The following is a 14,870-nucleotide window of genomic DNA, read 5'->3' as shown; positions in this document are numbered from 1 at the left end:
ACGCAAAATAATCTGGGGAATGCTTACGGTGAGAGAATAAAAGGAGAACGAGCCGATAATATTGAAAAGGCGATCACTGCTTATAATCAAGCACTCGAAGTTTACACCCGCAGCGCCTTTTCTGAAAATTGGGCAACGACGCAAAATAATCTGGGGAATGCTTACGGTGAGAGAATAAAAGGAGAACGAGCCGATAATATTGAAAAGGCGATCACTGCTTATAATCAAGCACTGTCTGTTAGAACCCGCAGCACCTTTCCCCAAAATTGGGCAGGTACGCAAAATAATCTTGGGAATGCTTACAGTGACAGAATATTCGGAGAACGAGCCGAGAATATTAAATTAGCGATCGCTGCTTATTCTGCTGCTCTGGAAGTATATACCCGCAGCGCCTTTCCTGTTGATTGGGCAATGACGCAAAATAATTTGGGGAATGCTTACGGTGAGAGAATAAAAGGAGAACGAGCCGAGAATATTGAATTAGCGATCGCTGCTTATTCTGCTGCTCTGGAAGTATATACCCGCAGCGCCTTTCCCCAAAACAATGCAGAAACTTTGTCAAATCTCGGCAGCATATACCAAGACGAAAAACTATTTGACTCAGCTTACAATACCTTAGTTTCTGCCATTGCTACAGTCGAAGCTTTGCGCGGAGATATTGTTTCCGGCGAAGAAGCCAAGCGGAAACAAGCGGAAGGATGGAATCAACTTTATAAACGTATGGTGGAAGTTTGCCTAGTATTGGCAAGAGACACTGAGGCAATAGAATATATTGAACGTAGCAAAACCCGGAATTTAGTAGAACTGTTAGCCAAAGCAACATTAACAAATCCAGAAAATTTGCCTTTAGTTAGTAGCAGCATCAATTTTAGAGAAATTCAAAACCTCTTAGATAACAAAACTGCAATCATCGAATGGTATCTTTTTTATGATTGTTTTCGCGCTTTCATTATCACCAGCGACAACAAGCCAGCCATCTGGCATTCTAGTCAACAAGACTTAGATGCTTTAATCGATTGGACAAATGAATATTTGATTGACTACTACAACCCGCAACACAAAGATAAAATCCAATGGCAGAATCAGCTAGAAGAACGCCTAAAAAAGTTAGCAGAAATTCTGCATATTGAGGAAATCTTAGACCAAGTACCCAAACAATGCGACAGATTAATCTTTATTCCTCATCGCTATTTACACCTGTTTCCTCTCCATGCTTTACCTATCAGGGAATCATACCTAATTGACTTATTCCCCAAGGGCGTAGGCTATGCACCCAGTTGTCAACTTCTGCAACAAATCCAACTGCGTCAACGTCCTGACTTTCAATCTTTATTTGCCATCCAAAACCCCACAGAAGATTTATATCAAGGCTACGAAAAAGATTTAGGAGCAGTCGCAGCCATCAAAAAACAGTTTATCGATCCTAATATTTTGAAGCAAAACCAAGCTAAAAAGTCAGCAATTCTGCTCGGCATTAATGAAAATATTCACAATGTTACACTAAATGAAAAATTGCTGAAAGCTAACTGTGCTTTTTTCTTCTGTCATGGATACTTTAACTCTGCCTCTCCCCAAGATTCTGGTTTACAGTTAGCTGATGGGAACCTGACTTTAGCAGATATCATTACTTACTTTAAACTAGAAAACTGTCGCCTAGTCACTCTCTCTGCTTGCGAAACTGGTTTGACCGACTTGACAAGCACGAGTGATGAATACATTGGTTTACCCAGTGGATTTTTGTTAGCTGGTAGCACCAATGTAGTCAGTAGCCTTTGGACTGTCAGTGCAACAGCTACAGCTTTATTGATGATGAAATTTTACGAAGAACTACAGCAGCAAAATAATATTGTATTAGCTTTAAATACAGCACAACGTTGGTTAAGGGATACGACAGTCAAAGGCTTTCAAGATTGGCTGATTAAATCCTCACTAAGTTGGGGTTACAAGATATATTTAAAGAAATACTTTGCTGCTAATCATGAAAATTCCTTAACCAAACCGTTTGAATCACCTTTTTGTTGGGCTGCTTTTTGTAATATAGGTAAAGGAGTTTAGAAAATGTCAATTTCTAGAAATAGCATCGAAGCTTTTATTCAAGTGCTTGACTCTCAATCAAAATTGATTCCGGCTCAAGACTGGACTGAATTGCAGCAACTATCGAGTCAGTTACCAGAAGACAATGAGGAAATTGTAGAAATCCTAGAGAATTGGTTGCAATCAAAATCCCGTAATCAAGTTCTAGAAGCTTACAAGCAAAACCTAGAATCAATCACTGATAAATTACCTATTAATGTAAGTGCAAACATAGGAATAGCTAATAGTAAATCACAGACTCCAGCCAATCAACCTAGTGAATCATCAAAGGAACTTGTAGATAACGCCATAAAAAACAATTCTCCTTTGTCTGATGATAAAAAACCACAACCAAAACCATGAAAAATTTTAGTAGCTTCGCTTAGAGGTTGTTTGAAAAGTAGTATGTTGTGATTTTAATTGAATTATCACCCCCCTTAATCCCCCCTTATAAAGGCAGGGCTGTTTCATTCCCCAAAGAGCTTTAAAAATCAAGGGTTCTAGCAATTTTAAATTGGTTATTTTGTTACCAGCGTGTCGATAAAACGAACTATTTTACTGATATTTAAGTGCTTAAATGTTCATCTCATCGTCACCCTTACTGACAATTTTCTTGCTAACCATCTTGACAAATCCTGTTTGAAATGGAATGAAACAGCCCTGCCTTATAAAGGGGGGAAACAATAAAATCCAGTTCCCTCCCCTTTATAAGGGGAGGGTTAGGGTGGGGTAAAAAATTTTTATACATCAATCATGACTTTTCAAACATCCTCTTAACCCAAGCTACAATTTACAATAAAAATCTTAGCCAAAATAGTGAAGAATTTCAGCCTCAGCCTCTATGCTTTTCATCTCCGCCACACCCTAACTGAACTTCCCGGTGAAGTTGTGACAGATGCTAATCTCTTGTGGGAAAATCTGGTGAAAGTGGGTGAAAGTTCGCTAACTTTTGTTGGGTTGAAAGATTTACGCTCAAAGTTAATTTGTTATCAAAATAATATATACGATCCCAAGCGGGAAATAGGAAGAATACCAGAACGGTTAATTGATGCTCAAGATTTAGATTTGGGTAGTCTCCCCACAACAGAAGGCTTTAAAATTAATGCTAATCTTCAGCCTTTCTTGCTTAATGATACCTACGCAGTTGATTTAACTTTGGTTCCAGAATCACCAAACATTTCCATAGACATACCACAACTGCAACATTTTAAACCAAGTTCCTTACTACCATCTAATATTCAAGCATCTTTAGGACAAACATTATCGATTTATGGAGAAGTAGATCCAACTGAAGATTGTGATACACTAGCTAAAAAATTAGCCATAGCCTTAGTAGCTGGCACGAATTTAAATCCTGTAAGAACACAACAAGGAAAACTGTTTGGTAGTCTTTTATTTGAATATCAAGCACTTGACCCAGACGAACCAGATAATCCTGCCAAACAATGCCATATTTTAATAGTCATTAATAATAGTCAAGCTGCAACAGCAACACTTGCAGCAGAAGCATATAATTGGTTGCTAAATTTATTATGTAGCTACCATAAAATACTTTACATTTATCAATTAGCTCGTCAACGCTATCGAGAAGCGAGAACAATTTATAGTAATTTAGAAAATAAAATCAAAAAATTTAACAACCTGATATCTGAAAATCAAACACAATTATCTGGCTTAAAAAGCCTAATGGGAGAAATCCCCACAAAAAGTTTTGATTATACCAGATGCTTGCAAGATTTACAAACACACCACACAGCAATTACTACTAATATTACTAATTACAGAATTTGTTTAGAGAATATTCAAACTATTGATAGCGGGAATAGCCCCCAATCTTGGCAAAATTTTATTAATAAAGACTGTAAGAAATGGCAAGAACAAATCCAAACAGATATTAACTATCTGACTCCAGGTCAAGAATTGTTTGGACAATTCGTTGATACTATTCGAGGTATAGTAGAAACAGAACAAACTGAGCGCGATCGCTCCCTAGAAAACAAAATCCAATTACTAGGTATAGGCTTTGGCGGTGGTGCGATCGCCTCTGGCGTATTCACAACACATATTGATAAAATTAATCTCCCGATAGTACAAAAGCATCCCCTTTACGCATCTTTATTGTTGAGTGTTTTATTTACATTCTTTTTTATCGGCATAGGTTGGCTGATAACTCAGTGCCAATATCATCCTAGAGATAAGAAGTAAATAGAGAAATGATAGAACGAACTCTTATAAACACGGTATTATAGCTATCCCTTTAGGCTACGGTGGCTTACACAAGTACTAAAAACCTCATCGCTCAAGACAACTTAACCGTTTTTATACGCAGATAAATATATTATCTGCGTATTTTTTATGAAAAAAAGATTCATCCCAATGTATATTTCTGCATTATTTTGGGAATCATAAATCGAGGAAGAATTATACACCACAAGGTATTACTTCCTGAAATATCACGTAACTTTTAGAGGATAATTATGTCTAAACGCAAGTTGCCCAAAGGCCGTAGTATTAGTTCAGTTGCTCTAGAACCAGAAGTTGCGATCGCAATTCTGGGGTTGTTTTCTGCTGCGGCTGATGGTGAAGGTATTTCTTCCACGGAAGAATATGCCTTAAGTGAATTTCTCGGTCGGGTTGACTTATTTGAAGATTACTCTGAAGAAGACTTTGAAGAATTGACTGAAAAAGTCGTCAGCTTGATTGAAGAAGAAGAACCAGAAGATTTAATTGCCCAGTCCATCGAATCCTTACCTAATAGAGGTTATCGCGAAGCTGCATATATTACAGCTATCTTAGTAGTAGGGATTGACGAAGAAGTACCCGAAGCAGAACAAGATTATATCTCTGAACTTCAAGAAGCCTTAAATATTTCAGACGAACGCGCACAAGAACTTATAGACTCAGTGTTTGGAGAAGAAGAAGAAGAAGAAGAAGAAGAGGAAGAAGAGGAGTAATATTTTTTGACTTGCAATCTCAGTCATCTACCATCTTTAATTTGGGGTTGCTAAATTTAGAATATGAAATAATTTTGTTTGGGTTAAGCTGTTCAGATTCCCGACTTCATGAAGAAGTTGGGAATTTTGCATTGTATCAAAATTAACATTTTTTAGATAAAGGTAAAATATCCTTGAGCGATCGCCATTCAACTTTCACATCACGTTATCATCGGATATTGTGGAATTTCCGTGCGTAACTCGATAGCATCTATGACCGCCTCTCACTCCGAAACTCCATCTAACAAGCCCGATGCAAGTACTTTTATTTCTGACCATCTACAGGTGGATCGCAGTAAGCTAAGTCAAATGTACTTGCATTATGTCGAGACGAAGGATAAATATCCTCACGCGGTATTGCTGTATCGGGTAGGAGATTTCTTTGAATGCTATTTCCAAGATGCCGTAAAACTAGCGCAAGAATTGGAATTAGTCCTCACTAGTAAGCAAGCTGGAGAACAGGGACGGGTGGCGATGTCTGGTGTTCCGCATCACGCTTGGGAACGCTACGCGACGATGCTAGTAGAAAAAGGGTACGCAGTGGTAATTTGCGACCAAGTTGAAGATGCTTCTGAAGCTGCTGGGAGATTGGTGCGGCGAGAAGTAACGCGCATCCTTACCCCCGGCACTTTGCTAGAAGAAGGAATGCTAAAATCTAGTCGCAATAATTACCTTGCAGCAGTAGTAATTGCCGCAAATCATTGGGGTTTGGCGTATGCAGACATCTCCACAGGGGAATTTCTTACCACTCAAGGTAGTGATTTAGAACACTTGACCCAAGAATTAATGCGCTTGCAACCATCAGAGGTGTTAGTGCCGACAAATGCGCCCGATTTAGGGAGTTTGCTGCGTCCGGGAGAAACTTCGCCACATCTTCCTGAGTGTTTGCCACCATCATTTTGTTATAGTTTGCGATCGCAACTTCCCTTTTCCCAAGGTGAAGCTAGACCTAGATTATTGCAGAAATTTAAGGTGCGATCGCTCGAAGGACTCGGTTGCGATCATCTTCCTCTCGCTGTTCGTGCAGCCGGTGGTCTTCTGGAATACCTGGAAGATACTCAAAAAGAAAACCCTGTCACCCTCCAGAGACTCCGCAGCTACACTGTCACCGATTACCTAATTGTTGATAATCAAACCCGCCGTAATCTGGAAATTACCCAAACCGTTCGAGATGGCACTTTTCACGGTTCCCTACTTTGGGCGTTAGATAAAACTAGTACAGCAATGGGTGGGCGGGCTTTACGGCGGTGGTTGTTGCAACCCCTACTCGATATTAAAGGCATTCGGGCGCGGCAAGATACCATCCAAGAATTGATGGAAAATACGCCCCTGCGTCAAGATTTGCGGCATTTATTACGCCAAATTTATGATTTGGAACGTCTTACAGGAAGGGCGGGTTCTGGTACAGCGAATGCTAGAGATTTAGTAGCTTTGGCAGATTCCCTCTCACGTTTACCGGAATTATCCAACTTAGTAGTTGAGACACGTTCTCCATTCCTGAAAGCTTTGCAGAAAGTCCCAAGTGTGTTGGAAGAATTGGCACAAAAGTTACACGCGCATCTTGTAGAGTCGCCACCCATACTAATTAAAGAAGGCGGATTAATTCGCCCTAGTGTAAATCCCTTGTTGGATGAAAGAAAGGCGACTGTAGAAGCAGACCAGCAATGGATTGCCAACTTGGAAGTTGATGAAAAAGCTAAGACAGGAATTTCCACACTGAAGGTAGGATTTAATAAAACCTTTGGTTACTATATCAGTATTTCCCGTAGCAAAGCTGACCAAGTACCCGCTAACTATATCCGCAAGCAAACCTTGACTAATGAGGAACGTTATATCACCCCAGATTTGAAGGAACGGGAAGCCCGGATTCTGACGGCACGAGATGATTTAAATCAGTTGGAATATGAGATTTTTACGGCTTTGCGGGAAGAAGTAGCACAAGAGGCGGAAGTAATTCGCAATCTGTCTCGTGCAGTGGCGGCGGCGGATGTGTTGTGTGGTTTGGCTGAGTTGGCGGTGCATCAAGGTTATTGTCATCCCGAAATGTTGCCAGGAAGGGAGGTTAACATTGTTGATGGTCGTCATCCGGTAGTGGAACAGTCTTTACCTGCGGGGTTCTTTGTGCCGAATTCGACGCAATTAGGTCAAGAGTCATTAGCAGATGACCAAGAACAAATGACCAAGGACAAAGGACAAATGACAAATGACAATCCTGACTTAATTATTCTGACTGGGCCAAATGCCAGTGGCAAAAGTTGTTATTTGCGGCAGGTGGGATTGATTCAGTTAATGGCGCAGATTGGTAGTTTTGTACCAGCTAGGTTTGCCAGATTGGGAATATGCGATCGCATTTTTACCCGTGTTGGTGCAGTAGATGATCTTGCAACTGGTCAATCTACCTTCATGGTGGAGATGAATGAAACCGCAAATATTCTCAACCATGCCACATCTAGGTCGCTGGTACTATTAGATGAAATTGGTCGCGGGACAGCAACATTTGATGGTCTTTCTATAGCTTGGGCGGTGGCGGAATATATAGCAGTTGATATTCGTTCACGCACAATTTTTGCCACCCATTACCACGAGTTAAATGAACTGGCTAGCATTATACCGAATGTGGCTAACTATCAGGTGACAGTGAAAGAATTACCCGACCAAATTATCTTTTTGCACCAAGTTCAACCAGGAGGTGCTGATAAGTCTTATGGAATTGAAGCGGGAAGATTGGCGGGTTTACCAGCCGTAGTTATTCAACGGGCAAAACAAGTGATGGGGCAAATTGAAAAACACAGTAAGATTGCGATGGGACTGCAAAATCTCGATGGGTAAGCAAGTTCGTAGTAAGGACTTTAGTGCTATTTTCTCAGCACTAAAGTCCTTATAGCAGTTCCCATTCAGATGCGGTATAATATTATATCACGAGGTGTAGGGGCACGGCAGTGCCCATTGGTGTCAACTTAACGCGAAACCGCTTGTCCGCCGGGAATTGAAATTCCCGCCTCATAGCTAAAGTCATCTGAAGATGACTAAATATTGCCAAAAATCTCCAGTCTACTTCAGTAGACTTAAGCTATTAGCCAGGGAATAAATTCCCTGGTGGGCGAGGAAGCCAACAGTTAAGCTATTTTTGGCAAAAGTAGACACTAATGGGCAGTGCAGTGCTATGCCCCTACAGGTGTACTACAAACCGAAGTGTTAATTACTGCCTAAAAATTTCTACTTTTTTTAACACCACTTCTTGATTCGGACGATCTCTAGTTGTAGGCACATTAGCAATCTTCTTGACTATATCTAGACCTTGGACAACTTCACCAAAAACACTGTGTTTGTTGTCAAGGTGAGGCGTTGGTGCTTCTGTAATGAACCATTGCGAACCATTAGTACCGCGTCCAGCATTAGCCATCGACAGGATACCTGCACCAGTGTGTCTCAATTCAGGATGAAACTCATCTTCAAATTGATATCCTGGGCCACCAGTACCCCATCGGTTGGCTGTATCTAGATAACGGCTTAGAGGATCGCCACACTGAATCATAAAATCAGGGATGACGCGGTGAAAGCGAACCCCATCGTAAGCTGGAGTTCCCTTACCAGATTCACCAGTTTTAGGGTCTTTCCAGTCGATTGTTCCGGTTGCTAGACCGACAAAATTTTTGACGGTGTTAGGAGTTCGCTCTTCTTCCAAACGAACTACAATTTCACCCAAGGAAGTAATTAAGCGAGCGTGCAGCTTGCCATCACCGGGAATATTAATTTCTGGAAAGCTCATTAGATATCCTACTTTTAACAAGTGCCTGTATTTGACCTATATAAGTTTATCAGCATTCAAGTTACTGCCTTTAGACATGACAAAAAACCTGAAGGAAGGAAACTTGAGCCAACAAATATTTTACTCAGGTAAATTGATCGCTGGATTCCGGCTAAAGAATCCTCTAGGGACTAGCTTAAAGCCAACTCGGTGAACAGGCATCACCGGCCAATCTTCCGATCGCGGAATATGAGTTACGCCCATTGTGTACCACAGTACGATATCTTCACCCAGCAAAGACTCATTGTCTGAGATATATTTTGGTAAACCCTGTCCGGGTTGAGTTTGGTTGGGATAATCGCCCCCAGCATAAAGTTCACTAGGTTTATATTTTGTTACCCACACGTGATGAGTCGCAAATTCTGCCCGTTCTCGGATTTTTGAGCCTTCCACAGGGAAAAATATCGAGTTTCCTTCAGGCATCAGCATATATCCTGGCGCAGCACCGAGAGTATTCTTTTTGTCTGCGCTAACAATCATCCATTCCCGACTGCTTTTCATATCCAAATCGCGCACAGCCGCCGTTTCTTTGGCTAGTGGGGTTTCTGAAAGTGCGATCGCATTTCCTAAAGGATTTTTCTCATCCATCGGCAAAGCTTTCACATTCATTTCCATCACGGAATTAGCTTGACCATCGACATCCAAATCTAGGCGATAATTGAAAAAGTGTTGGTGATTTACTCCGAAGATATTCTTAGCAATTAACCTACCGTGGGAATCATCCTCAGATTGCTTTTGGGCAGCCGTTCCCTGCGCCAATACGATACCCGTTAATTCATTTTGGACTTCCAAAGTCCCATCTTGGTGAAAGATCCAATTGATGCTGTAATCATAGTTATCAATGGCTACCGTCATCTTCATCACTAATTCTCGACTGCGACGGACATCATTACGTTGAGTATTATACTCATAGTGTTTCCAGAGCATTCCGTTATCGCGTTCGTAGATACCGATAACCCCTGGTATTTGATAAGGTTCTCCCTGCTCATTAGCAAATACAGCATTTAGCAACAAGCCATTTTCGGGAATTTCTTTACCTAATTCCATCGTATTTGCTAGTAAACCTAAGTTGTATTCTCCAACATCAAAGGCATTTCTGAACGACCAAGTAGGCTCAGGATTACCATAAGGTACTACCATTTCTGAAAGACTGGCGCGGTATAAAACTGGTCGAATACTTTCCCCGTCTTTGTGCGTCACTTGATAGAGCATTAATCCATTACGAGGATGCATTGAATAGCGAAACTTCCAACCTTGCCAGCTAATTTCATTGTCTTTGATCTGGAAACTTCTACCATTCGGTTGGAGAATCTTTAATGCTTTCAGTGGTGACAGTAATTTGCCCAAGGATTTGGTATCATAATCCCAGTTTTCTTTAGAGAAAGGGACGTTTCCTCTATCAACAAAACTAGCAATTTTCCCCGTGTTCAAATTGACTGTTGCGATCACTCCTTCAATGGGACTACCGTAATAGTTCCAGCCTTTCCCTTTGTAGTAAGATAAGCCGCGACAAAGACGATTACCTGTTGCTTCTTCCTGTTCGCTGAGAATTCCTGGGGCCCACCAACTGATTTTAACTCGATCGAAATCGGTAATTCCTCGCCTTTGCATCGCTTTTTGCCATCGGGGATCGGCTTTAACTACCTGAGTTGCTAGTTCATATTCTGAATTAGCGATCGCAGGTTGAACAGACGGTATTTCTTTCCAAGAACTTAAGGTTTTGCTTCTCAGGTTAACGATACCTTCAAAGGTTTTGTTTTCTGAACGTTCATAGATTACCAAAAAAACTTTTCGCTGGAAGACTTTCCCAGGTGTAAAATTTATAACTTCCTCTTTATCTGGTTCTTGTAAAGCAATAAGAGGAAAAGCTGCCATTTCGCTCAAATTTTTTTCTCTATGGATGACCGAAACAGCTGTGCTAATTTCTACCTCAGTTAATGAAGTGAGAGGATGGGAAATCGAAGGCTGTTGAGCCATCAATGTTTCCATTAATCCGATTGAGATAGAAATGATGGAAATGATCGCAATAGATAGCCATAAAAAACGCTTTAGCCGCTTAATCATCTTTTACATTTTTACAAAAGACTTATAGTTACCTATTTCCAAACCTAAGATTGAAAACCGATAAATTAAGCGGCTAAAGCAAAATTAATTATAATAAAATAACCCCACCCTGCTAATGCACAGCTATAGCAGGGTGGGGTTCCGGGTATTATGCTTAATTACCTGGACATTATCTTACGCAGAAACCAAACGACGCAAAGATTCAGCACGACGTTTAGCAATAGGGTTATTTGGAGCCAATTTGAGTGCTTCTTCGTAACTTTGTAACGCCTGAGTAGTTAATTTTTTCTTCTCATAGGCGTGACCGAGATTATTAAATCCTGTCACGTAGTCTGGTTTAGCTTTGAGAGCTTCTTTGTACTGACGAATTGCTAAATCATATTGCTCTTGGGTGAAATAAATATAACCCAGCCCATTGTAAATTGGGGCGATATTTTCTTCTTCCTCTTCTTCAGCAGCTTTGAGAGCTTTTTGAAATAGCGCGATCGCTTGAGAGTACATTTTTTTCTCTGAATAAATACTGCCTAACTCATAATATTCTTGAGTCGTACCCTTTTCTTTCTCTAATTTCTTTCGCAATTTTGCAAAAGAGCCTTCAACCTTGCGAGTTTTGAAAATCTGGCGAAACACACTCACGGCTGCAATTGTGAGTATAACCACCAAAATTGAGAGATAAACAACGGCTAGACTGTTATCCATTACTGCAAATACAAATATTATAAAGTTTGTTATTTGTCATTTGTCCTTTGTGATTTGCTAATGACTAATGACCAATGACCAATTTACGGTAAACCCCAATATTGAGAGCGTTGCTGGAGCCAACCTTTTTCTAAATAACGAGCGATCGCCTGATTCACATTTCGTCTAAACTCATCGTACTGCAATCCCTTGGGCATTACTACACATAAGGGTTCAGTTGATAATTTTGTTGGCAGTAACCGATATTGAGGATATTGTTGCACCCAACCGCTTAGAACACTAGCATCTGCGGCAAAAGCTGTTGCGGCATTATTTTCTATTCTCTCTCGCGCTTCTTTATAGGAATCCACTCCTACTAACTCGGCATTTGGCACATAGTACCGCACTTGAGCAATAGTGCTGGAGTTATTGAGTACGGCAATTTTTTGTTTTGATAGATCGCTCAACTGCTGTACAGAGGCATCTTTTGTAACTAATACAGTGCCATCCAAATAGTAGGGAACACTGAAACTAACTATGCGGGCGCGTGACTCGGTTGCTGTGACTCTAGCGATCGCAAAATCAACTTTCTTGTCTAAAACTACAGACAGGCGATCGCGATTCGCTACAGGTTGAAATTTTACAGCTTCGGCTTTACCAACCAAGTCAACTGCCAAATGCTTGGCCAAGTCAATTTCAAAGCCTTGCAAATTTCCGTTGGCATCTTTAAATCCCAAGGGACGCAAGTTATCTTTCACGGCAACATTTAAATAGCCCCGCTGCTGAATTTCTGACATTTCGGCAGCAGATGCAGTTAATCCTGTCCCTACTAGAGAAAAGCAAAAAAGCCAAAAGATAGTGGCGGATAATACCAGATGTAACCGAGTAATTGCTTGCCGTCTGTTACATCTGTTATACATCCCTCACCACCTTTATCCTTTAGCTTGAAGTGCCAATTCAGCAACTTTGCCGAAACTAGCTGGATCGAGGACTGCCAATTGCGCCAACATCTTGCGATTTAGTTGGATCTCAGCTTTTTTCAAGTTACCGATCAACTGGCTGTAACTCAAGCCGTGTTGCCTGGAAGCAGCATTGATGCGGGCGATCCAGAGGCGACGAAAATCGCGCTTCTTCTTTTTGCGATCGCGGTAGGCACTCCGTAGCGCCTTCATCACTTGTTGGTTAGCAGTTCTAAACAGAGTTGAATGGGAACCGCGAAAACCTTTAGCTAGTTTGAGAATTTTATTGCGGCGTTTGCGAGCTACATTACCGCGTTTTACCCTAGTCATAACTTATTTCCTAAAATACTTACAAATATGGGAGCATCAAGCGCACGTTAAGTTCGTCGCGTTCGTGTACAAGGGTACTCTGACGCAGGCTACGCTTTTTGCTAGAACTTTTATGTTCTAAAAGGTGGCTTTTGAACGCTTTACGACGGACGATTTTACCGCTACCGGTGGCACGGAATCGTTTTGCCGCGGCTTTACGAGTCTTTAGTTTAGGCATGGTCTGGCTTTGATTCGACACGATCCATTATTATATACTATTAAAATTCCTATAACTGCAATTAAATAAAGGATTTAGCCAACGGCGATCGCTGTAGATAAACTTAGCTTCACTTATGGATGAGGTCAATATAGTTGAATATGATCCACGTTGGGCGACTTTGTTTGCAGAAGAAGCCGAGCGGATTTGGCAGGCACTAGGCAATGACTTAGTTGTGGAAATTGAACATATTGGTAGTACCGCAGTACCAGGAATGGCAGCCAAACCAGTTATTGACATCATGGTGGGAGTGCGTTTCTTAGTAGATGCAAAATCTGCTATTTTGGCTTTAGAATCCTTGGGATACGTTTATTGGCATGAAGATCCGCGTCCTGGACGGATGTTTTTTGTTAAAGGAATGCCACCATACGGAAAGCAACGTACTCATCATATTCACATAGTCGAGATTGACAGCGAATTTTGGGAGCGCAAGTTATTTTGCGACTATCTGAGAAAGCATCCTGAAGAAGCCAGACGCTACGAAACTCTAAAACGCGATTTGGCGGCGAGTTTTCGGAGCGATCGCGAAGCTTATACTAATGCTAAAAATGACTATATCCGTGCTGTGATGGTCAAAGCACGGTGTGAGGATATGGGAAAAAGCCAAAGTCATTAGACTTCTTGCATAAATCAAAAAAAGAACCCCACCCCGCCTTTGACTTACGTCAAATTCTCCCCTCCCCGCCTGCGGGGAGGGGCTGGGGGTGGGGTTTTGATTTTAGATTTATGCAAGAGGTTTATTATTTAACTTTTTTCAGTGGCGTTGGCTTTGGGATCTAAAATTATTTGCGAAGTGGATTTATTCACATGGTAAGTCCAAGATTGTTCTTTAACCTTGATAATCACTTCCCATCCTTCCACTGGATCGTACTGCTGGGTGCAGACTTCGCCAAAGTTGAATTGGCAGAGATTTCCAAAGGTTTTTGGTGTAGTTTGAGTAATTTTTAAATCAGTAATTTCCACCCCAGAACGGCTTGAGGCATCGCTCAAAATTGCATCTGCGATCGCCTTCGGCAATGTTTGTGAAGTACTCACTTTGGGATCTAAAATTATTTGCTTTCCAGATTGATCTACATGGTAAGTCCACGAATCTTGACGGACTTTGACAACTACTTCCCAGCCTTCAATGGGGTTGTATTCCCTAGTACAAACTTCTCCAAATTTGAACACACAAGGATTACTAAAGGTTTTTGATGTGACTTGGGTAATCTCTAATTCCCGTTTACGCAAGCCGGAATGCCTAGAAGCATCTCGTAAAATTTTATTAGCGATCGCTTTCGGTAACTCGTTTACTTGCGATTGGGATATTTGAGTAGCGTCTGGGTAAGGAATAGCCCCAGCAGAATTGTTTTCAATGAGTCCAAATCCACAAGATAGCAAGCTTGTCAACACCAGCGTCAAGAAAATTCCTCTGGGTGACTGGAAGGTGCTTTTAATTACAGCAGATGCTTGGATGATTGATTTCATATATATATATTGATTGTTAAAAATTGAACGGATAATATCCAATACTTCTCGGTTAAGGGGATAAGGGGCAGGGGAAAGGGAAAAGAAAAAAGCTTTAACCCAAACTCAGTAACCTTTTCCCAAAACCCGATTCCGAATTAAAAATGCCTAACCGAGAAGTATTGGGATAATATCGCAATTGAATCATAATTTGTTTGACGTTGCACTCTTAATTCGGTTTCCTTATAAAGAGTGGGCTACGG

At 41.0% G+C, this 14,870-nt stretch carries 13 protein-coding genes; 6 read left to right on the top strand and 7 right to left on the bottom strand.

The window, feature by feature from the left end; genetic code table 11:
• From V7K61_RS07475 to mutS, 5 genes are all read left to right on the top strand, one after another.
• The coding region (locus V7K61_RS07475; protein ID WP_335052340.1) for a CHAT domain-containing protein at positions 1-2,055 on the top strand (2,055 nt) is incomplete at its 5' end.
• Positions 2,056-2,058: 3 nt separating this feature from the next.
• Positions 2,059-2,436 carry a hypothetical protein gene (locus tag V7K61_RS07470; protein ID WP_335052338.1) on the top strand — a complete coding sequence of 126 codons (378 nt, stop codon included), beginning with the start codon at positions 2,059-2,061 and terminating at the stop codon, positions 2,434-2,436.
• A 453-nt stretch (positions 2,437-2,889) separates the two neighbouring features.
• A complete protein-coding gene (locus tag V7K61_RS07465) occupies positions 2,890-4,278 on the top strand; it encodes a hypothetical protein (protein ID WP_335052336.1) in 1,389 nt (462 codons plus the stop codon).
• Between the two features lie 272 nt (positions 4,279-4,550).
• The gene (locus V7K61_RS07460) at positions 4,551-5,027 is read left to right on the top strand and encodes a tellurite resistance TerB family protein (RefSeq protein WP_335052334.1); all 477 of its coding nucleotides are present in this window, start codon (positions 4,551-4,553) and stop codon (positions 5,025-5,027) included.
• Positions 5,028-5,279: 252 nt separating this feature from the next.
• A complete protein-coding gene (mutS, locus tag V7K61_RS07455) occupies positions 5,280-7,895 on the top strand; it encodes a DNA mismatch repair protein MutS (protein ID WP_335052332.1) in 2,616 nt (871 codons plus the stop codon).
• Positions 7,896-8,265: 370 nt separating this feature from the next.
• Here mutS and V7K61_RS07450 read toward each other — a convergent pair whose 3' ends face one another.
• From V7K61_RS07450 to rpmI, 6 genes are all read right to left on the bottom strand, one after another.
• Positions 8,266-8,835, bottom strand: coding sequence for a peptidylprolyl isomerase (locus tag V7K61_RS07450; RefSeq protein ID WP_335052330.1), 570 nt, complete (start codon positions 8,833-8,835; stop codon positions 8,266-8,268).
• Between the two features lie 120 nt (positions 8,836-8,955).
• Positions 8,956-10,938, bottom strand: a complete 1,983-nt coding sequence (locus V7K61_RS07445) for a primary-amine oxidase (RefSeq protein WP_335052328.1) — start codon at positions 10,936-10,938, stop codon at positions 8,956-8,958.
• Between the two features lie 174 nt (positions 10,939-11,112).
• Positions 11,113-11,637, bottom strand: a complete 525-nt coding sequence (locus V7K61_RS07440; RefSeq protein ID WP_335052326.1) for a tetratricopeptide repeat protein — start codon at positions 11,635-11,637, stop codon at positions 11,113-11,115.
• An 83-nt stretch (positions 11,638-11,720) separates the two neighbouring features.
• Positions 11,721-12,536: a transporter substrate-binding domain-containing protein gene (locus V7K61_RS07435; RefSeq protein WP_335052324.1), complete on the bottom strand. Its 816-nt coding sequence runs from the start codon at positions 12,534-12,536 to the stop codon at positions 11,721-11,723.
• Between the two features lie 12 nt (positions 12,537-12,548).
• On the bottom strand, positions 12,549-12,905 hold the full coding sequence (gene rplT / locus V7K61_RS07430) for a 50S ribosomal protein L20 (protein WP_335045399.1): 357 nt from the start codon (positions 12,903-12,905) through the stop codon (positions 12,549-12,551).
• 19 nt (positions 12,906-12,924) lie between these two features.
• Positions 12,925-13,122, bottom strand: a complete 198-nt coding sequence (gene rpmI / locus V7K61_RS07425; protein WP_335052322.1) for a 50S ribosomal protein L35 — start codon at positions 13,120-13,122, stop codon at positions 12,925-12,927.
• A 115-nt stretch (positions 13,123-13,237) separates the two neighbouring features.
• Between rpmI and V7K61_RS07420 the strand changes: the two genes are divergently transcribed.
• Positions 13,238-13,777, top strand: coding sequence for a GrpB family protein (locus tag V7K61_RS07420; RefSeq protein WP_335052320.1), 540 nt, complete (start codon positions 13,238-13,240; stop codon positions 13,775-13,777).
• A gap of 128 nt (positions 13,778-13,905) precedes the next feature.
• Here the strand turns inward: V7K61_RS07420 and V7K61_RS07415 are convergent, their stop codons facing one another.
• Positions 13,906-14,628, bottom strand: a complete 723-nt coding sequence (locus tag V7K61_RS07415; RefSeq protein WP_335052318.1) for a hypothetical protein — start codon at positions 14,626-14,628, stop codon at positions 13,906-13,908.
• Between the last annotated feature and the right edge of the window lie 242 nt (positions 14,629-14,870).

The sequence above is a fragment of the Nostoc sp. genome, assembly GCF_036918015.1.
Lineage (GTDB): Bacteria > Cyanobacteriota > Cyanobacteriia > Cyanobacteriales > Nostocaceae > Nostoc.
The sequence above is the reverse complement of the archived record's forward strand: the minus strand, read 5'-3'. Positions and strand labels throughout refer to the sequence as shown.